The 18,333-nt window shown below is 61.6% G+C and carries 21 protein-coding genes and 4 tRNA genes; 8 read left to right on the forward strand and 17 right to left on the reverse strand.

Annotated elements, in window-relative coordinates; genetic code table 11:
• Positions 1 to 16: 16 nt before the first annotated feature.
• Complete coding sequence (gene pdxT, locus CH294_RS22820; RefSeq protein ID WP_032403326.1) at positions 17 to 619, reverse strand: pyridoxal 5'-phosphate synthase glutaminase subunit PdxT; 603 nt, start codon at positions 617 to 619, stop codon at positions 17 to 19.
• Positions 616 to 1,467 (reverse strand): acyl-CoA thioesterase II, encoded by an 852-nt coding sequence (locus CH294_RS22825; protein ID WP_032377771.1) that lies wholly within the window; start codon positions 1,465 to 1,467, stop codon positions 616 to 618. Before CH294_RS22825 ends, pdxT begins: the two co-directional genes overlap by 4 nt.
• Positions 1,468 to 1,505: 38 nt before the next feature.
• Between CH294_RS22825 and CH294_RS22830 the strand changes: the two genes are divergently transcribed.
• Positions 1,506 to 2,168, forward strand: coding sequence for a hypothetical protein (locus tag CH294_RS22830; protein WP_249305456.1), 663 nt, complete (start codon positions 1,506 to 1,508; stop codon positions 2,166 to 2,168).
• 7 nt (positions 2,169 to 2,175) lie between these two features.
• On the opposite strand, the gene pdxS is transcribed toward CH294_RS22830, so the two are convergent.
• The 9 genes from pdxS to CH294_RS22875 all read right to left on the reverse strand — a co-directional run bounded on the left by pdxS (position 2,176) and on the right by CH294_RS22875 (position 10,326).
• Complete coding sequence (gene pdxS / locus CH294_RS22835) at positions 2,176 to 3,117, reverse strand: pyridoxal 5'-phosphate synthase lyase subunit PdxS (protein WP_032403325.1); 942 nt, start codon at positions 3,115 to 3,117, stop codon at positions 2,176 to 2,178.
• A gap of 156 nt (positions 3,118 to 3,273) precedes the next feature.
• A complete protein-coding gene (locus CH294_RS22840; protein ID WP_032403324.1) occupies positions 3,274 to 4,299 on the reverse strand; it encodes an NUDIX domain-containing protein in 1,026 nt (341 codons plus the stop codon).
• Positions 4,299 to 5,423 carry a glycosyltransferase family 4 protein gene (locus CH294_RS22845; protein WP_094739124.1) on the reverse strand — a complete coding sequence of 375 codons (1,125 nt, stop codon included), beginning with the start codon at positions 5,421 to 5,423 and terminating at the stop codon, positions 4,299 to 4,301. The genes CH294_RS22840 and CH294_RS22845 overlap by 1 nt, the downstream gene beginning before the upstream one ends.
• A complete protein-coding gene (locus CH294_RS22850) occupies positions 5,420 to 6,325 on the reverse strand; it encodes a phosphatidylinositol mannoside acyltransferase (RefSeq protein ID WP_094739125.1) in 906 nt (301 codons plus the stop codon). The genes CH294_RS22845 and CH294_RS22850 overlap by 4 nt, the downstream gene beginning before the upstream one ends.
• Complete coding sequence (gene pgsA, locus CH294_RS22855; RefSeq protein WP_032403321.1) at positions 6,322 to 7,005, reverse strand: phosphatidylinositol phosphate synthase; 684 nt, start codon at positions 7,003 to 7,005, stop codon at positions 6,322 to 6,324. Before pgsA ends, CH294_RS22850 begins: the two co-directional genes overlap by 4 nt.
• Before the next feature lie 25 nt (positions 7,006 to 7,030).
• Positions 7,031 to 7,573, reverse strand: coding sequence for an HIT domain-containing protein (locus CH294_RS22860; RefSeq protein ID WP_032403320.1), 543 nt, complete (start codon positions 7,571 to 7,573; stop codon positions 7,031 to 7,033).
• A 1-nt stretch (position 7,574) separates the two neighbouring features.
• Positions 7,575 to 9,635 carry a threonine--tRNA ligase gene (thrS, locus tag CH294_RS22865; protein WP_094610464.1) on the reverse strand — a complete coding sequence of 687 codons (2,061 nt, stop codon included), beginning with the start codon at positions 9,633 to 9,635 and terminating at the stop codon, positions 7,575 to 7,577.
• 101 nt (positions 9,636 to 9,736) lie between these two features.
• The gene (locus tag CH294_RS22870) at positions 9,737 to 10,138 is read right to left on the reverse strand and encodes a TIGR02611 family protein (protein WP_032403651.1); all 402 of its coding nucleotides are present in this window, start codon (positions 10,136 to 10,138) and stop codon (positions 9,737 to 9,739) included.
• A gap of 116 nt (positions 10,139 to 10,254) precedes the next feature.
• A tRNA-Val gene (locus tag CH294_RS22875) sits at positions 10,255 to 10,326 on the reverse strand.
• Between the two features lie 242 nt (positions 10,327 to 10,568).
• Here CH294_RS22875 and CH294_RS22880 point away from each other — a divergent pair.
• The 7 genes from CH294_RS22880 to CH294_RS22905 all read left to right on the forward strand — a co-directional run bounded on the left by CH294_RS22880 (position 10,569) and on the right by CH294_RS22905 (position 12,642).
• A tRNA-Gly gene (locus CH294_RS22880) sits at positions 10,569 to 10,640 on the forward strand.
• A gap of 17 nt (positions 10,641 to 10,657) precedes the next feature.
• Positions 10,658 to 10,728 (forward strand) — tRNA-Cys (locus tag CH294_RS22885).
• A gap of 37 nt (positions 10,729 to 10,765) precedes the next feature.
• A tRNA-Val gene (locus tag CH294_RS22890) sits at positions 10,766 to 10,840 on the forward strand.
• A 174-nt stretch (positions 10,841 to 11,014) separates the two neighbouring features.
• A complete protein-coding gene (locus CH294_RS27580; RefSeq protein ID WP_170944820.1) occupies positions 11,015 to 11,161 on the forward strand; it encodes a hypothetical protein in 147 nt (48 codons plus the stop codon).
• Entirely contained in the window at positions 11,158 to 11,475 is a 318-nt protein-coding gene (locus CH294_RS22895) for a helix-turn-helix transcriptional regulator (protein ID WP_094739126.1), read from the forward strand. Before CH294_RS27580 ends, CH294_RS22895 begins: the two co-directional genes overlap by 4 nt.
• Before the next feature lie 592 nt (positions 11,476 to 12,067).
• Positions 12,068 to 12,235 (forward strand): helix-turn-helix domain-containing protein, encoded by a 168-nt coding sequence (locus CH294_RS27295; protein ID WP_141216536.1) that lies wholly within the window; start codon positions 12,068 to 12,070, stop codon positions 12,233 to 12,235.
• A 104-nt stretch (positions 12,236 to 12,339) separates the two neighbouring features.
• Positions 12,340 to 12,642 carry a hypothetical protein gene (locus tag CH294_RS22905; RefSeq protein ID WP_094739128.1) on the forward strand — a complete coding sequence of 101 codons (303 nt, stop codon included), beginning with the start codon at positions 12,340 to 12,342 and terminating at the stop codon, positions 12,640 to 12,642.
• A gap of 370 nt (positions 12,643 to 13,012) precedes the next feature.
• Here the strand turns inward: CH294_RS22905 and CH294_RS22910 are convergent, their stop codons facing one another.
• From CH294_RS22910 to CH294_RS22940, 6 genes are all read right to left on the reverse strand, one after another.
• On the reverse strand, positions 13,013 to 13,822 hold the full coding sequence (locus tag CH294_RS22910) for a hypothetical protein (RefSeq protein WP_094739129.1): 810 nt from the start codon (positions 13,820 to 13,822) through the stop codon (positions 13,013 to 13,015).
• Positions 13,823 to 13,832: 10 nt separating this feature from the next.
• A complete protein-coding gene (locus CH294_RS22915; protein ID WP_094739130.1) occupies positions 13,833 to 14,087 on the reverse strand; it encodes a hypothetical protein in 255 nt (84 codons plus the stop codon).
• A 494-nt stretch (positions 14,088 to 14,581) separates the two neighbouring features.
• Positions 14,582 to 16,078, reverse strand: a complete 1,497-nt coding sequence (locus CH294_RS22920; protein ID WP_141216537.1) for a hypothetical protein — start codon at positions 16,076 to 16,078, stop codon at positions 14,582 to 14,584.
• Positions 16,078 to 16,695 (reverse strand): hypothetical protein, encoded by a 618-nt coding sequence (locus tag CH294_RS22925; protein ID WP_094739132.1) that lies wholly within the window; start codon positions 16,693 to 16,695, stop codon positions 16,078 to 16,080. The genes CH294_RS22920 and CH294_RS22925 overlap by 1 nt, the downstream gene beginning before the upstream one ends.
• Before the next feature lie 246 nt (positions 16,696 to 16,941).
• A complete protein-coding gene (locus CH294_RS22930; protein ID WP_094739133.1) occupies positions 16,942 to 17,193 on the reverse strand; it encodes a hypothetical protein in 252 nt (83 codons plus the stop codon).
• A 545-nt stretch (positions 17,194 to 17,738) separates the two neighbouring features.
• Positions 17,739 to 18,299: a hypothetical protein gene (locus tag CH294_RS22940; RefSeq protein ID WP_094739134.1), complete on the reverse strand. Its 561-nt coding sequence runs from the start codon at positions 18,297 to 18,299 to the stop codon at positions 17,739 to 17,741.
• Positions 18,300 to 18,333: the final 34 nt, after the last annotated feature.

Raw genomic sequence — 18,333 nt, forward strand, 5'->3', positions numbered from 1 at the left:
CGGCGGCACACCGTTTCTAACTGCGACGCACCATGTCGACGAACAGTCGGTGCACACGATCGTCCCCGGTGACCTCGGGATGGAAGCTCGTCGCCAGCACCGAGTTCTGCCTCACGGCCACCACACGTCCCGCGGCCGGTCCATGGGGCACGGTGGCAAGGACCTCGACTTCTTCGCCGACACGCTCGACCCAGGGTGCCCTGATGAACACCGCGCGCACCGGGCCGCCGTCGATCTCGATGACGTCGAGATCGGTCTCGAAGGAGTCGACCTGACGGCCGAAAGCATTGCGCCGCACGGTGATATCGAGGGAGTCCAGATGCCGCGCGTCGGGTCGGGTATCGAGAATCTCGGACGCCAGCAGGATCATCCCCGCGCAGGATCCGTATGCGGGCATGCCCTCGGCCAATCGGGCACGCAACGGGTCGAGAAGATCGAACACACCGAGCAGGTTGCTCATGGTCGTCGATTCCCCACCGGGGATGATCAGCCCGTCGATCTGTGCGAGTTCGGCCGGACGCCGCACCGTGATGCCGTTCGCACCACTCGACTCGAGTGCTGCCAGATGTTCGCGAACATCGCCTTGCAGTGCCAGAACTCCGATGGTCGGAGAGGTCACTTCAGGCCGAACGGATCGACGTTGGATTTGCTGGTGTCTCGCTCGTACCGCATCAGCCCCTCCTGCACCACCGCGGCGACCATGCGCCCGGAGGTGTCGAAGATTCGGCCCTGAGTCAGCGCCCGCCCGAAATCGGCGGACGGTGACGTCTGGTCGTACAACAACCACTCGTCCGCACGGAACGGCCGGAGGAACCACAGGGCGTGGTCGAGGGAGGCGGTCTGAGTGACGGCGTCCGGGTGCGGCACCTTGGCCGAACCCAGCAGCGTCATGTCGCTCATGTAGGCCAGTGCACAGACGTGGAAGACCTGATCGTCGGGCAACGTATCGCGATAGCGGAACCAGACACGTTGCTGCGCAGCGAAACTCGGATGCTTGACGGTCTGGCCATCGGGAATGAGACGGATGTCCCATTCCGACCACTCCTTGTAGTACGAGTTGTCGTACTCGGCGAGGGTAGTCGGATCGGGCAGAGTCTCCGGGCCGACGACCTCGGGCATGAGGTCCTGATGAGAAATACCGTCGTCGTCGCCGTGGAACGACGCAGACATCGTGAATATTGCTTTGCCGTGCTGAATTCCGGTGACGCGGCGCGTGCAGAACGACCGTCCGTCACGGATTCGATCGACCATGAACACGGCCGGTTCGTTGGGGTTGCCCGGACGCAGGAAGTAGCCGTGCAACGAGTGCACACGAAACTCGGGGGCCACTGTGCGCACCGCCGCGACGAGCGCCTGGCCCGCAACCTGGCCGCCGAACGTCCGGGGTAGACGACTCGGGAAAGTCCGTCCCCGATAGATGTCGTTCTCGATCCGTTCCAATTCGAGAATGTCCTCGATACTGGCCATGGCTGGTGCCCACCTTTCTCCAGTGGATCAGGCTAACAATGGATCGACCAGGCAAGATGGTCGGTGTGGGTCAACCTGTGCCGATCTTTCCCGATCTCCTCGTGGCATCGATCGTCGAATCCTGTCCGGCCGGCGCCCGAACGATCGTCGTGGTCGACGGTGCCGATGCTGCGCGGCCGGTCGAGTTCGCCTCGCGCACAGCAGAACACGTCCGCTCCGGCGGTCGTTCGGCAACCGTGATCGATCTGCACGACTACGTCCGACCAGCGTCGATCCGATTCGAGTATTCACGCCACGACGAATTGAGCTATCGCACACTGTGGTTCGACTACGACGCCGTATCTCGGGAGGTCATCGCACCGCTGCGACCCGGTGGCCGAGGTCACTTCCTGCCTCGCTTGTGGGATGAGGCAACCGATCGATCGGCTCGCGCCCGCAGCGTCCCGGCAGCGCCGAACGAGATCGTGCTGATTGCCGGTCCCATGCTGCTCGGGCGAGGCCTCGACGTCGATCTGTCGGTGCACCTCCGGCTGTCCGAGACTGCGCTACGGCGCAGAACCGATGCGGCCGAAGAATGGACCTGCGAGCCCTTGGCGACGTACTACGACAGCCTGAATCGGTCGGACCGTTCCGCCGGCCGGCCGGATTTTTTGGTCCGATGGGACCATCCGGACCGCCCGGCCTTGGAACACCGACCCTAGAAGCGAGTCACCAACCGCGCTCGGCGAGCCGGTGTCCGACGGGGAGGTCATCGACATTGATACCGACCATGGCCTCACCGAGGCCACGCGAGACCTTCGCGAGAACGTCGGGGTCGTCGAAGAACGTGGTGGCCTTGACGATTGCCTCGGCGCGCTCCTTCGGGTTGCCTGACTTGAAGATTCCCGATCCGACGAAGACTCCCTCGGCACCGAGTTGCATCATCATCGCCGCGTCGGCGGGAGTGGCGATACCGCCGGCCGTGAACAGCGTGACGGGTAGCTTGCCTGCCCTGGCGATCTCGACGACAAGGTCGTACGGTGCCTGCAGTTCCTTGGCCGCCACGTACAGCTCGTCCTCGGGCAGCGAGGTGAGTCGACGAATCTCGTCGCGAATCTTGCGCATGTGCGTCGTCGCATTCGATACGTCACCGGTGCCGGCCTCACCCTTGGAGCGAATCATTGCCGCGCCTTCGGTGATTCGACGCAGGGCCTCACCCAGGTTGGTGGCACCGCACACGAAGGGAACGGTGAAGTTCCACTTGTCGATGTGATTGGCGTAGTCGGCCGGGGTGAGCACCTCGGACTCGTCGATGTAGTCGACGCCCAGACTCTGCAGGATCTGCGCCTCCACGAAGTGTCCGATGCGTGCCTTGGCCATCACCGGGATACTCACCGAGGAAATGATGCTGTCGATCATGTCGGGATCGCTCATGCGCGACACCCCACCCTGGGCGCGGATGTCGGCGGGAACGCGCTCGAGAGCCATGACGGCGACAGCTCCGGCGTCCTCGGCGATCTTGGCCTGATCGGCGGTGACCACGTCCATGATGACGCCGCCCTTGAGCATCTCGGCCATACCCCGCTTGACGCGCGCGGTTCCGACTCCGTTCTCGCCGGATCCACCGTCGACCGATGCGGCGGGCGTGTTCGAGGCGTGTGGGGTAGTCAAGCGAAACTCCTGTGTTCTTCGACGCTGTTGCGGCGCTGCGGGCTGATAGGTGCGATCGCGCGCGGCGCGATGTCGCGCCCAGAACGATAGGCCTTCGCCCGTGCGATTCCCATAACCACTTGAAGATTGCTGGACTGCTCGAAAGGGTCCAGATGCCTACCGAATCGCGCGCACGTCCGGGTCGCCGCGTCGAGCGAGAGCCACGTTCACCTCGTCGAGCAGTTCCGCCAGGTCCTGAGGATAGACGTTCTCGCCGAGGGCGCTGAGCGCCCGGATGTCGGACTCGGTGCACCACTGATGCCCGGTCACGGTCCGTCGCTCGAAGTCGGTGAACCCGGCGCTCTCCGGCTCGAACTCCTGTGTTCGGTGCGCGAAGAACAGTTCCTCGGACCTGATCAGGGTTCCGTTGAACGGGAACGTGGCGACGCGCCGCCACAACGGACCGCGTAGATCGGCTGCAGCGACGCGCAATCCCGTTTCTTCGTGCACTTCTCGCACCGCTGCCTCGCGGAGCGATTCCCCCTTCTCCACTGCCCCACCGATCGTGAACCAGAAGAAGGTGTCGGGCACTGTCGGATCGTGGCCCCGCAACAGCAGTACGCGCCCGCGCTCGTCGAGCAACACCACTCGCGCGGAGGTTCGAGGAGTGGCCCGATTCTCGCTGCCGAACGTCGCAGCGGCAGAACGCTCCGCGATCTCGAAGTACGACGGCAGTGCGGCCGTTCCACCGAGATGCAACCACCGGACCGGTCGACGGATGCGCAACGCAAGAGTGTCGCGCACGGCATCGTTGTGGAACCGCCGGGCAATCAGTACACGAGCCTCGGCGTCGGCCAATTCTGCAACCAGTTGCGGGGGAAGCTCATTCGGTTCGACGACCGCGAGCGCCATCGATACCGCGTTCTCGGCTTCTTCTCGCTGCGACCGGTCGGCTCGCTCGGCTCGGTCCGCCAGCGCGGCGAGTTCTCTGCTCGACGGCACCGAGTCGCGGGTGGCAGCAGACACTGCACGCGCGACGACGGCACGGCGGGCGAGTGCGGCGTCGAGGGACTGCCACGCGAGGTCGGTGCGCACGTGCAAGCGATCGAGTCGATTCGCCGTCCCGTAGGCCCACAGACCGACGACGAGAATCAGGACTGCAATCAGCCCGAGCACCAGAATTGTGACGGCAGACAGGGTCATCAGGTCGACGCTCGCACTTTCTGCCCGCCGAGGGTGACGGTCTCGTAGACCCGCAGGATCTGCTCGGCGACGACGGGCCAGTCGTAGGCGGACACAGCCACCGACGCGGCGTCGACCAGTCGGTCTCGGACGGTGTCGTCGGACAGGATCGAGGTGACGGCTACAGCGAGGGCATCGGAATCGTCGATCGGAACCAGCAGTCCGCAGGTGCCGTCCCTGAGCACCCTGCGGAAGGCGTCGAGTTCGCTTGCCACGACCGGTGTTCCGGCTGCCATGGCCTCGACGAGCACGATGCCGAAGCTCTCCCCGCCGAGATTCGGGGCGCAGTAGACATCGGCACTGCGCATCGCGGAGGCCTTCGTCGCGTCGTCCACCTGTCCCAGGAAGGTCAGGTGTGACGACAGTGCGCCTGCGTCCTTGCGCAGTTTGTCCTCGTCGCCGCGGCCGACGACGAGGATCTCGATGTCGGGATGTGATTCGACCAGTGCGGGCAGGGCACCGAGCAGAACGGCCATTCCCTTACGCGGTTCGTCGAATCGGCCGAGGAAGAGCACCGTACGGCCGGCTCGGGGATAGCCTTCCAGCACAGTGGCATCGGCGAACGCGGGCACGTCGACGCCGTTGGGGATCTCGACGGCATCGGATCCGAGTGCCTCGACCTGCCAGCGTCGAGCGAGCTCCGATACGGCGATCCGGCCGCTGATCTTCTCGTGGTACGGACGTAGGACGCCCTGGAACGTGCTGAGTACCAAGGACTTCGTGGTGGAGGTATGGAATGTCGCCACGATCGGACCGTCCGCAGCCTTGAGGGCCAGCATCGACAGACTCGGAGCGTTCGGTTCGTGGATGTGCAATACGTCGAAATCGTTGTCCGATATCCACTTTCGGATGCGGGAATACGTCACCGGTCCGAATCGAAGACGCGCGACCGATCCGTTGTAGGGAATGGCGAGCGCCTCCCCCGCCGACACCACGAACTCCGGCAGCTCGACGTCGTCCGACGCCGGCGCCAGCACGCTCACCCGATGCCCGCGCTCGATGAACACCTCCGCCAACTGCTGGACGTGCGCCTGCACCCCGCCGGGAACGTCGAACGAGTACGGGCAGACCATACCGATCTTCACGCGCCCTCGATTCGGGCGCGTCGTTCGGCCGACCAGTCGCTCATCCACAGGGGTTGGAGCATGTGCCAATCGGCCGGGTGCGCCCGAATGCCGGCAGCGAAGTGATCTGCCAATGCCTGTGTGGCGACATCGATTCCGTGCGAGACATCCACCGCGGGAAAGATGTCGAAACCCCACCCGTCACCGTCGAAGTAACCGTGCACCGGCAGCAGCGTCGCCCCGGTATCGATCGCCAGCTTCGCGGCCCCCGCGGGCATCCGGGTCGGTTCACCGAAGAAGGTCACCGGCACTCCGTGCTTGGCGAGATCACGTTCACCGAGGAGGCAGACCACCTTGTTCTCGCGCAGGCGCTCGCTCAGCGCCTGCAGAGGCGGCTGCTCACCGCCGCTGAGCGGGAAGATCTCGAAGCCGAGGCTCTCTCGATACGCAACGAACCGCTGGTACAGCGATTCGGGTTTCAGACGTTCGGCAACTGTCGAGAGTCCACCGTGCTTGCGCACCAGCCACATTCCCGCCATGTCCCAGTTGCCACTGTGCGGCAGCGCCAGCACGGCACCCTTACCCGACGCGAGGGCAGCCTCGAGATGCTCCTGTCCGTTCACACACCGGTCGATGACGGCGGCCTGGGCGGCCAGATCCATCGACGGCAACCGGAACGCCTCTCGCCAGTAGCGGGCATACGACCGGACGCTGTCGCGAATCAGCTCGTCGGGCACTTCGCCGGGGGTGGTTCCGAGGACACGAGCGAGATTGCGGCGCAATTGGTCCGGGCCACCGTTTCGGGTGGACGCGATATCGGCACCGCGGTCGAAGAGACCTCTCGCCACACCCTCCGGCAGCGACCGGACCAGTCGCCACCCGGCTGCGTACCCGAGGTCGCTGGCTCGTTCGGAGAAGTTCACGACGCGGCCACGTCACCATCGTCGGTGGCCGGTGCCGTCGGAGGCACGATGATGTCGCGAGCCCCTTCGGACCCCCGGACGGCCAGCACGCGTTGGAACACCGTCACGATGCTCAGGGCAGCGAGGATCCACATCGCCGGGTAGATCAGACTGTCCAGCCACGGAATGTCGAAGTGTCGACCGACGCCGGTCAGGCCGGCTCCGACGAGAACGATGACGAGGCGATCGGGGCGTTCGATCCAACCGCCGTCGGCCGAGAGTCCGCTGGCCTCGGCGCGCGCCTTGGCGTACGAGATCACCTGCGAGGTGACCAGGCAGATCAGGGTGGCCACCAGCAGCGGCTTGTCCTGCTCGGAATACACCGCCCACCAGGCAAGGCCACCGAATATCGCGCCGTCCGCAACTCGATCGCACGTCGCATCCAGGACGGCCCCGTACTTGGTTCCGCCGCCTCTGGCCCGTGCCATGGCACCGTCGAGCATGTCGAAGAGTACGAACAGGGTGATGACGATCGAGCCCCACCACAGGTAGCCGGCCGGGTACATCGTCACTGCCGCCGTCACAGTGACGACGGTGCCGATGATCGTCACCGAGTCGGGGGTCAGTCCGGTGCTGTTGAGTGCACGCCCGAGCGGGGCGGTCACCTTCGACACCGGCGCACGGCCGAAAATGCTCAGCACGGCGCGTGCTCCTCTCGCCTGTTGTTCATTCGTTCCAGGCCGACGCGAGCAGGGCCCGAGTGTCGCGGAGCAACTGCGGCATCACCTTGGCACCGCCGATCACCGTGATGAAGTTCGCATCGCCGCCCCACCGCGGGACGATGTGCTGGTGCAGGTGCTCGGCCAACGATCCGCCTGCTGCGGCACCGAGATTGAGGCCCACGTTGAAGCCGTGCGGGCGCGACACCGTCTTGATGACGCGAATCATCTGTTGGGTGAACGCCATCAACTCGGCGCTCTCGGCGGGCGTGAGATCTTCGAGTGCCGCGACCCGGCGGTACGGAACGATCATCGTGTGCCCGGGGTTGTACGGGTACAGGTTGAGTACCGCGTAGACCGATTCGCCGCGCGCGACCACCAGCCCGTCCTCGTCGCTCATCTTCGGGATGTCGGAGAACGGCTCACTCGACTTGGCCGAGGCCTGTGGGGCCTCGGCTATGTAGGACATCCGATGTGGGGTCCACAGTCGCTGCAACCGATCGGGCTCACCGGCACCGGTGGCGACGATCGACTCGTCCTGATCGCCCATGTCAACTCACTCCTGCGGTACTGGTCTGCACGAGTTCGGCAGTCGGTGATGCATTGTTGCGCTGGGAGATCCAGTCGGTGATCGTTGCTACTGCCTGCGCAACCGGAACACCGTTGACCTGAGTGCCGTCACGGAATCGGAAGCTGACGGCACCGGCCTCGACGTCGCGTTCGCCGGCGAGAAGCATGAAGGGGATCTTCTGTGCTGTCTGGTTGAAGATCTTCTTCTGCATCCGATCGTCGCTGGCATCCACCTCGGCGCGCACCCCGAGCTTCTTGAGCTCCTTCACCACCGAGAAGAGGTGGTCCTGGTGCACCTCGGCAACGGGGATACCGACAACCTGGACCGGTGCCAGCCACGCCGGGAATGCGCCGGCGTAGTGCTCGGTGAGCACGCCGAAGAATCGCTCGATCGAACCGAACAACGCGCGGTGGATCATCACCGGGCGTTCCTTGACTCCGCCCGAGGCGGTGTACTCGAGCTCGAACCGTTCGGGCAGGTTGAAGTCGAGCTGGATGGTCGACATCTGCCAGGTGCGGCCCAAAGCATCCTTGGCCTGGACAGAAATCTTCGGTCCGTAGAACGCCGCACCGCCCGGATCGGGCACCAGGTCCAGACCCGACGCCGCCGCGACCTCGGCGAGCGTGTTGGTTGCCTCTTCCCAGACCTCGTCGCTGCCGACCGACTTCTCCGGATTACGAGTGGAGAGCTCCAGGTAGAAATCGTCGAGGCCGTAGTCCTTGAGCAAACCGAGGACGAATTCCAGCGTGCTGGTGAGTTCGCCGCGCATCTGCTCGCGGGTGCAGAAGATGTGCGCGTCGTCCTGGGTCATGCCGCGCACGCGGGTCAGACCGTGGATGACGCCGGACTTCTCGTACCGGTAGACCGAGCCGAACTCGAACAGGCGCAACGGCAGTTCGCGGTACGAGCGGCCGCGGGAACGGAAGATCAGGTTGTGCATCGGGCAGTTCATCGGCTTGAGGTAGTAGTCCTGGCCGGGCTTGCGGACGTCGCCGTTCTCGTCGAGTTCGGCGTCCAGGTGCATCGCCGGGAACATGCCGTCCCGGTACCAATCGAGGTGACCCGAGACCTCGTAGAGATGGCCCTTGGTGATGTGCGGGGTGTTGACGAACTCGTAGCCCTCTTCGATGTGCCGTTGGCGCGAGTAGTTCTCCAGCTCGTTGCGGATCACACCACCTTTGGGGTGGAACACCGGAAGACCGGAGCCCAGTTCGTCGGGGAAGCTGAACAGGTCCAGCTCGGACCCGAGCTTGCGGTGATCGCGGCGCTCGGCCTCGGCCAACAGTTCGAGATGAGCGTCGAGCGCCTCGGTCGACTCCCATGCGGTTCCGTAGATGCGCTGCAGATCCGCGTTGTCCTGGTTGCCGCGCCAGTAGGCTGCCGAGCTGCGGGTCAGCTTGAACGCAGGAACGTACTTCGTAGTGGGGATGTGGGGGCCGCGGCACAGATCGCCCCAGATGCGCTCGCCGGTCCGGGGATTGAGGTTGTCGTAAGCGGTCAGCTCTCCCCCACCGACCTCCATGACCTCGGGATCGTCGATGCCGGACTTGTCGTCGATCAGTTCGAGCTTGTACGGCTCGTTCGCCAGCTCCTCGCGAGCCTGCTCCACCGATTCGTACACCCGACGCGAAAACCGCTGTCCGGCTTTGACGATCTGCTTCATCTTCTTCTCGAGGGCGGCCAGATCCTCGGGAGTGAACGGCTGCTTCACGTCGAAGTCGTAGTAGAAGCCGTCCTTGATGAACGGTCCGATGCCCAGTTTGGCGTCGGGGAAGAGCTCCTGAACGGCCTGCGCCAACACGTGTGCGGCCGAATGCCTGATGACGCTTCGCCCGTCCTCGGTGTTCGCCGGCACGGGCTCGACCTCGATGTCACCCTCCGGCGACCAGGACAGATCGCGCAGCTTGCCGTCGGGATCGCGCACGACGACGATGGCGTCGGGTCCCTTGTTCGGCAGGCCGGTGTCGCGGAGCGCCGTACCTGCCGTCGTTCCTGCCGGCACCATGATGCGGGCGGGTGGAACGGTGGCGACAACGGGCATGCTCACGGCGATGTACTCCTCGATCGGTTCTTCGGGCCAGGAAGGCCTCCGACAGCCTATCGGCATCGAGCCCCTCGTCGGCCCTCAGCGCGGCGCGTTGATCAGATCGGACTTTCGAGCCACGTCCAGTCGAGTCCGAACCAGCCGCCCACCAGCGCGAACGTTCCGAGCAGCCACAGAGTTGCGAGCACGACGACCGTGGTGAACAGCACGCCGAGACCCTTGACGAACATCGACTGCTTCGAGAACCAGGCCATGAAAGCGTCGTATCTCTTACGGACGAATCGCAGTGCACTCTTGGCCCACGCGAATTCCGACGCCAGGATGCCCAGTCCCGCGAACACGATCAGCCAACCCGGCCCGGGATAAGGAATGGCAAGCACACCCAGAATGAGCACGACTGTTCCGACGACTCCGACCGTGATGCGGTACGCGAGGTCGAGAGACTTGTTCTCGGCGATGCGCGCCCGAAAACGCCGGTGCTTGACCTTCGCTGTGTCCATCGGACCTTGGTCTGCCACACCCTGGGGCTTCGACTGTTCGGTGCTCACCGGCTCAGGCTACCGGCCTCGAACGCAAGAAGGCCCACACCGACGGGCGGTGTGGACCTTCTTTTCTGTGGTCCCGGCTGGGATCGAACCAGCGACCTTCCGCGTGTGAAGCGGACGCTCTCCCACTGAGCCACGGGACCGAACGAGGCAAAACATTAACACGAGGTGTCACGGCGAACCGAATCGCCTGCCCGATCGCCGAACCGACAGTCACAGCGCCCAGCCAATGCCGTCACGCCACTGCTTTCACATCGTTCACAGGCGCCGAACGCGCGAATTCTGCAGCTGACCACGAGATTTGTGAGTTTCACTCCCGTTGGGTTAATGTTTTCCCCGCACCACGGAGACAACAACTGCCCAGCAGTGAGCGCCTCCGAGGTATGCGGATGTGGCGCAGTGGTAGCGCATCACCTTGCCAAGGTGAGGGTCGCGGGTTCGAATCCCGTCATCCGCTCGAGGGTCTCGACCCATGGTGGAGTGGCCGAGTGGTGAGGCAACGGCCTGCAAAGCCGTGCACACGGGTTCGATTCCCGTCTCCACCTCGCTAGTGCATCGATTGCAGAATCGATGCGAGGACATGCGCGATTAGCTCAGCGGGAGAGCGCTTCCCTGACACGGAAGAGGTCACTGGTTCAATCCCAGTATCGCGCACCACAAGAAAGACCAGGTGAGGCCCCCTTTCGAGGGGGCCTCATTTGCGTTCCATGCAATAAGCATGCAACTCAACTCATGGTCTCTGCGGTGAGACGGTAGCCGAATAAAACGGCCCCGGATCGGGCTTCCCTCCCGATTCCGAGGCCTTCGGCCCGACGACGGGAACTAGCCGCCGTGAACCGCAAGCAAAACGTATCTCACACCACCGACAAGAACGCCTTGAGTCGCGCCTACGCGCTCACCATCCTTGCCGGCCTCAGCATCTACCCGGCCTTCGTCGGCACATGCCAGATCGTCTTGGCTCTCGGGTGGCACGCATGAGCATCCTCGATCACCTCGACCGCATGAACATCGCCGGCGAAACGCTCCGCTATGTCCGCACAAGCCACGGACTGAGCGCGCAGCAAGTGGCCGACACAGCCTCCATGAGCTGCGGCCAACTCCGGGACATCGAAACCCAAGCTGCTCGATGCACCTCGACAACAGCCAAGCAGATCGTCCATGCGATTAGCACCCTCCAAGACCCGCGCAGAGTCGATCTGAACTGCACCAGTTGTGGCGAGTACGTGGCGACCGTGAACGCCCCGGCACCGCCCGTACCTATCACCTGCACGCAATGCCGTAACGCCTGCTGACCCCGTAGACGCTTCCTGTCGTTCTCTGGGCAGCCCGACACTAACCAGCGGCCTCTCGTTGCTTGTGCTGACAATCCTGCGTACCGAGACGCGGGAGCCTCCATGCCGACTGATCATCCGCAGGGAGGTCACCTGACAGCCGCTCACGCCCTCAAGCGTGAGCGGCTAGACGGCGTGGGTTGCATCGGTCAGCGGGAAAACTGGGAGCGGTCACTGGGAGCATCAGTGACACAGGGCGAAGCTCCATTGGGTCGACTGCAGCCGCGGAAGGCGTCCAATTCTGCCGTCACACCGTGTTGCCATTCGCAACAGAACTGGTTCAGAATGCCACAGTTTTGGCCCAAACTTGAACCACCAAAACGATTGACTAGCAACAGGTATCGCTGATTCTATTAACGTCATGGATCAGCAGCAGGATGCCGAGGGTAGATGACTGATTATCTGACACCTAGCGAAGCAGCCGTTATAGCCCGCTGCTCAAGAACGTTCATCTACGACGCATTACTCACCGGCGAACTCAAAGGGTTCCAACGCAGGAAGCCGAAAGGGCGCTGGCTCATCGACCCCGCCGAACTCTACAAGTGGATACGCCTTGGAAATTGACACCTCCAACCGGTACGTGACCCCCAACGAGGTTGCCGCCCTGGCCGGCTGCGACCCCGAATACGTCTACAAGGCCCTCTGGTCGCGCGACCTGATCGGCTACCAACGCATGCACAAAGGCCGTTGGATCATCGAACGCTCCGAAGTCACACGATGACTCAAAGGCGACGGCTCAAGCCGAGTCATTCAAATGACTGACAAAACCCGGGTCGAACCCGACTGACGGTTATGCTTTGCACCCCAAACCGTAAAGGACTCCCTTTGAGAACCATTGCAGCCATCATCGCCGCAACACTCATCGCACCCTTCGGAGCGACAGCAGCCTCGGCCGCACCCGTCAACACACCCGGATCGAGCCAAATCGAAACCACCCCGGTAGCCCTCCCGCCCGGTGACACCATCGAAGTACGAAGTGGCATCGGCGCGGCCGCGGGTGTCATCCTCGGCGGGTTGGCCGGACTCCCCTTCTTCGTAATCGGTGCAGTCCCCGGTGCGATCATCGGAGGCTTGCTCGGAGCTGGCATCGGTGCCGCGTCATGGAACATCGCAAACGCATACAGCTAGCAACCGAGGTATGCCTACGCGAAAGACACGTCACAGGACCGCCCAGAAACCTCGGCCGTACCTAAAGCCGAAGTGGATGAGTCATCGCCAGTACTGGTGGCTGTACAAGCACGACGAAAGACGTTTGGCGGACCTCTGTTTACTTCCCACTGACCCGGAGCCCGATCCGTTGGATGACTACCGGACAGCACTGGAACGAGACGGTTAAACCCAATGGCTTGGTCGGGCGATTGCGGCGAATACGCCTCTCGTGCAAAGGAACTTGCTGAGAATGAGATTTTTCAAGCAGGCTAAGAGCTTGACAGGGTAGCTAAGCTCACGTGGCGAAGCCGAACAAACGGAGCAAGCTTAGCTACCGTGGATGCTTTGGCTATGCAACAGGCTCCTCTGGATCGAAACCGCTGAGGTCTCTGCTTCGCAATTCCGCAACGGCTTCCTCTGGTAGGAGCGTCGAGTACACGATCTCACCACTCTGAGGATCGGCACCGTGCTGTTCGCCTGATGGCTCTGGCTGCCAGTCCTCAACTTTGACTCCAGGGATGGCCGACAACATGACCGCAAGAACTGCCGCGTTGTAGATACCCCCCGCGCCAACAAAAAGGTAAACCTCGTCCTGACTGTCAGGCGAGACATAGGCTTGGAAGTAGTGGTTGGCCGCCCTCATCCGGACGCCTCGTTCGATCTTAAGGCTGAGCGCAACTGCATCTAGTACTGAGTTTCTGACACGCCTCTCGAACAGAGCGCCCAACTCAAGCTTTAGCCTATTTTCGTCCCAATCTGTCGGCAGCAGGTGCATGGAGGTGCCATTGCGCCTGCACTCAACTGAAAGCTTGGAATAGAAGTCGCGTTGTGGGCTGTCGTCTGCTCGGTCACCGGCAGCGCCGATCCACCAGCGGCCTAGCCAGTCCTCATGCCGTATGCCGGGGAAAACTTCGCCATCCCGCAACCTGACAATCGCAGACCGGGAGTCGCCAGAGCGGCACTTAAACCAAACCCGGTCTGAGATGCTCACGATGCGTTCAGCGCTTTGGGCCAGAACAATCTCAGGCAGACGCTGAGCGTCTGAGACACACGCGTGTTCCAACTCGTGCAGAAGCGTATCGGCGTTGGGCACGCGTATGCCCAAATCCCCGAGGGCACGCTTGGTGGGTCTGACCGCGACTGACTCGTTGGCTGGCACCCGAAGAACCTTATTCGACTACCCCGCCTAAGTCTTCGATCTCCTCGGCAGATAGTCCTGTCAGTAGCGAGATTCGCGCAAGCCGTGTTCCGTCCAGCTTCTCAAGTTCGGCGCGAACCTGCTGGTGGATGTCGTCTCGATGGTTGTCGATGTACTCACGAACGGCCGAGTCAACCACGTCGGAGTCGCGACGGGAGTAGGCCTTAGCAACCGACTCAACAACGTCGTCCTTTTGATCAATCTCGTAAGGTGATACTGCGGTCATAACGGCTCACTCCCTTTCGCTTGTGTCTGGCAGCTTTTGCAAGCGGTCTATCGATGCTAGCCATGTTTTGCACCTCCATGCGCCAGGCAACTCATCGTCTGCGGCGCTCGCTCGGCCCTGATTCGAGGTTTGCCGAACGGCCCACAACGGGCTTGCCACTCGCCCTTGCGATCTGTCTGTGTGGTTACAGGGGGCCTAAGAGACGCCGATGCGTTTAACCCTGGAGGTATAGAAAACGCCAGGATGATCACGGTCTGTAACGATTCCATAACAAACGCATGCATGGGCGTGTCTTTCGACCCTTGAGTCGATGCCGGACGGGCCGGGTGACTGACAGTCCCGATGGCCCCCTGATACGTACACACCATTTTCCGCCTCACCGCAGGTCGTGTCGCACTGTGGGGCTTCGGAGCACCCCCTGGCATCGGCAGGGAGGCCAAGGGGTACTCCAGTTCCAAGAGCGGAAAACGCTACGCACGCCTAGCTATCGCAGTTCAGCCTTCGCCCTCATCTTCCGCGGACGCCTCCTGCGCGACAGCCGTAGATTCGGTCGGCACAGCCAAGCCTCCAGTTCCAGCCGGAGGCCCTGCCGAACTGCCGTCATCCAAACCGAGAGCAACTTGAAGATCTGTGCGGACATCATCGTTCATCTCAGCGATCAAGTTCCAGCCGCTCCAGAACAGTCCGGGCACCGAAACCTTGGCGCTGGTCTTCGGCCTGGCAAGCCCTTTGGCGTAGTCGATGTAAACATTCTTGCCCTCTACCCGCGAAACCGCCTCTGTTACACGTACTGAGGTTCCGAGGCTGTCTGAGACCCTGCCAACCAAATCGCTCGTCGCCACGTTCCTGTCGTCCACTGACGAGAAGCTGACAACAATGTTCCCGGAGTCTTGGACGCTGATCTCCGCAAGAGTGAGATCAGCGTCATCTGAGCGAGTGGAGAGCTTCGAAAGAGTTGGCGCTTCATCGATGGAGTACTCATCGTCCCCGGCCTCCGCGGCAGGCACCTGCCCCAACCATCCTTGATAGCCACCGCCTCGAAGCGTTAGGATTCCTTCTTCGACTTGCCAAATGAAGGGGTCATTCGCTTGGTCCGACCTCTTTGTGCGTCTAACGTTGCAACGGTTGGAGACGAGGCGTTTGGCGGCATTCCTCATAATGAATTGCAGTCGGGTCTGTTCTCCGACTAAGTGCATGCCATCGAAGGAATTGGAGGCAATAGAGTTGCCGATTTGCTGCCAAAAATCTTCGATTGACTCTGGCACTATGTCGAACAACTGACGCAAAGTGGTTGGAGTTAGATTCTCACCAATCGATGTAACACCACCGGGGAAATCGGCAGCCGATGCGCCGCTACTAATCCAAGCAGCCTCAAATAAGTGCGAAAATTCTGCAGTCGCACGAGGATTCAACAATCCTTCAACCGCTTCGACCGCGACAGCTGTTCTAGTGCGATCAGACTCCATCGCTCCAGCGAAGCCATCCTCAACCTGGCGAGACAACGATTGCGCCTCTTCGTCCTCGACTACGCCGCGCCCGCCACGCATGACAAACGAAGACAACATGCGCCCGGTACGGGGCGAATCATCGAGGAAGCCGATGGCAGGAATGCTCGTGACGAGGCTCTGCGCTTCGCCGGCTGAACGGTCAAGAGCTTCAACTGCTTCACCAACAGGCGAGTCATATTCACGAAATTCACTCAACCTGACGAAAAGAGGTTGCCTGTCCGCCAGCGTCCGCACATCCTCTTCTATTTCCTCCGCATACGACGAGGCACGGAGAAACACTAATCGATCTGACCCGACCGGCCGGTTATCCCACTTCATTACAAAGTCGGGGAGATACGAATGGTTGAAATTTTCGGTTGACAGAATTGTTACATTCTCGTCCGCCCCTCGGAGCGCATCTGCGGCCAGTCGCTTTACTCGCCTCACTGAATCATGGAAGTCGAGCGCATCGGTGGCGTTGAAGATCTCTTCAATCGAGGCCATCACATTACTTCCTTCGCGTTCTCGACTATATATTTCTCAATTACTCCATGATGCTCTTGGCTCATGATGAGGTTTTCAATTTGCCATTCGGACAAGATCAGGATTGAAACTCGCTTAGAGACTTCTGTGGCAATATCGTCCGAGAATGACTCGTCCGGATCTTCACCCTCTTTGAAGTTCACGTCAACCAGGTCTTTATGAAGAACTGCTTGTTTGACAGCTTCGGTTCCTGAGAGTTTGTCCCACTTATCCCCGCCATGTGGAGCGAAAGAAATCCAGAGAAGCTGGTCCGCCATGTGATGGTCTGTCGCTATCGCTCGGTAGCAATGAGCTAGAAACGCCCGAAAATGCTTCGGTAGATCAGAGGCCGTTGCGTATTTCTTGCACTCGGCCATGAAGTCCTGACCGTCAAGATCGCCGCCTCTGAAACTCCCGCCCAGATCAAACGAAAAGACAGAATTTACGTTGTCGTACTTAGCCTTCTGCAGAGTCAGCTTCTTTGCGGCCATACCGTCAGGGTTGAGGAGCGACCGGTTGACGCGGGTGGTCCGCTCCAGCCAGCGTTTGGCCAGCATGGCACCCTGGCGACCCTTCCTCTGTTCTGCTTCACCTGACATAGGGCTGCCACCTGACTCGCGAATGCATGCGGTCACGCTACTTGAACATGCGAAGTCAGACGTTGCCAAACGCCGCATACGCCGCATGGTTTCTCGCGAATGTACGGGTGACCTCGGCGATTACCACGTCACCGAATCCAGAAATCGGTCACGTGCGGAAGTTTTGAACCCCTCGCACCAAAGACGGCCCTCAGCCACGGGCGCGCTGGGCACACTCCCCAAGGTGATACCGCCAGGGTTGCCTTGCTACTCATCGAGATCGTCAGTCCAGTTGTCGTTGCCTAGGCGGGCCAGACGGTCAGCCCTCAACATGTCGAACGAATCAGCGTCGATACGGCGCACGATGCGGAGGGTGGCATCGATCTGGCCGTGAGCCTTTGTCTTGCCGAACTCGTCACTCGCCGCTTCTGCACGGTCCCAATCATTGAAGTAAATACCAGCATCCTGAATAGATGCAGCCAGGATTGCTTCGAGGGTGGTGTTCTCGTTGATTGCCATGCTTGGACGCTACTAGGTCGCACCGACACACAAGGTCGTCCCGGTGAATCAATCTTCACCGGCGCAGCAGCATCAAGCAGACGGAAGCTAACGACTCGGTCAGGGCTGCCGTGGGCGTTCGGGCGTGGGGATCCCGGGGCGGGTAGACCACTTTTCCGCAGGTCAGACTTGTTACGTGTCAGTCTGACCTGCGGTGTGCTGGTTAGCGGTACAGGTGGCTTGCGCGTCCTGCTGCTGCGCGGTTGCACGTTGCGTGTTCGGGTCCGACGTACACGCTTCGGTCGTGGTCGTCATGCCCGAGATCCCACGGTGTGCCCGGCACGATCAGTTGCTGACAGCGAGCACACAGGACGGTGCCTGTTGCTACCCGCTTTTGCCAGATGGCTCGCAACTGTCGATGTCCAGCGCCATATCCCCGTTCTGTGGATGTGCCGCGCTTCTTATCGGCTGCTCTGCGGTGTTGTGGGCATTTGCCCTGACCGGACTTGATGATCTGTGGGCATCCGAGTTCGTTGCAGACTGCGTTTGCTGCTTTTGGCATTCCGTCACCTCCGCGAGTACGAGAGTGACTGCCGTGTTTGCCTCACGCGGTCTTCGCGCATAGCGGCAGCGATCGAATCGGTGTGATAGGTGACGTTGGGGCGTGAAGCGTTCTCGGCCAGCGCACTGACTTGCCTGTTCAGTTCGCTGAGATCAAGTTGCCCGCTGCTGTTCTGTCCGCCGACTGACGCACGGATCGATGCCAGCTCTTTGAACATGCTGTTCTGCTTGCCGGTGTAGACGTGCTCTGTGTCGCCGGACATGTTGAGTGCGGCCATACCGTGAGGCAGTGGTCCACCTGAGTCGCGAAGGACAGCAGGCACGAGCAATTGATCTGCCAGCTTCCTCATCCATTCCTGAGGGTCGAACTTCATATCAGGATTGAGTTCGGCTGCCATACCCAATTGATCCGCAAATGTGTTGCCGTACAACTGCTTCAAGCCTGTAGCGGCCTCGCTACCTTCGACCGGCTTGTAGTTGGCGATCCCAGTAACCAGCGCACCGATCGAGCCCATGTCATCGCTCAGGCCGATCACGCCCAGTGCGTCCGACAGTTGGCCAGTCACAAACGACTTCGCAGCGTTGCCGATGAGATCGACG

The organism is Rhodococcus sp. 14-2483-1-1 (genome assembly GCF_002259335.1).
GTDB lineage: Bacteria > Actinomycetota > Actinomycetes > Mycobacteriales > Mycobacteriaceae > Rhodococcoides.

Excerpts from the sequence above, each read along its gene's own strand:
- CH294_RS22840 (WP_032403324.1), bottom strand. The coding sequence starts at position 4,299 with ATGACCCTGTCTGCCGTCACAATTCTGGTGCTCGGGCTGATTGCAGTC.
- CH294_RS22930 (WP_094739133.1), bottom strand. The coding sequence starts at position 17,193 with ATGGCAATCAACGAGAACACCACCCTCGAAGCAATCCTGGCTGCATCT.
- CH294_RS22860 (WP_032403320.1), bottom strand. The coding sequence starts at position 7,573 with ATGGGCGATCAGGACGAGTCGATCGTCGCCACCGGTGCCGGTGAGCCC.
- thrS (WP_094610464.1), bottom strand. The coding sequence starts at position 9,635 with ATGCCCGTTGTCGCCACCGTTCCACCCGCCCGCATCATGGTGCCGGCA.
- CH294_RS22920 (WP_141216537.1), bottom strand. The coding sequence starts at position 16,078 with ATGGCCTCGATTGAAGAGATCTTCAACGCCACCGATGCGCTCGACTTC.
- CH294_RS22870 (WP_032403651.1), bottom strand. The coding sequence starts at position 10,138 with ATGGACACAGCGAAGGTCAAGCACCGGCGTTTTCGGGCGCGCATCGCC.
- CH294_RS22895 (WP_094739126.1), top strand. The coding sequence starts at position 11,158 with ATGAGCATCCTCGATCACCTCGACCGCATGAACATCGCCGGCGAAACG.
- CH294_RS22825 (WP_032377771.1), bottom strand. The coding sequence starts at position 1,467 with ATGGCCAGTATCGAGGACATTCTCGAATTGGAACGGATCGAGAACGAC.
- CH294_RS22925 (WP_094739132.1), bottom strand. The coding sequence starts at position 16,695 with ATGTCAGGTGAAGCAGAACAGAGGAAGGGTCGCCAGGGTGCCATGCTG.
- CH294_RS22915 (WP_094739130.1), bottom strand. The coding sequence starts at position 14,087 with ATGACCGCAGTATCACCTTACGAGATTGATCAAAAGGACGACGTTGTT.
- CH294_RS22830 (WP_249305456.1), top strand. The coding sequence starts at position 1,506 with ATGGATCGACCAGGCAAGATGGTCGGTGTGGGTCAACCTGTGCCGATC.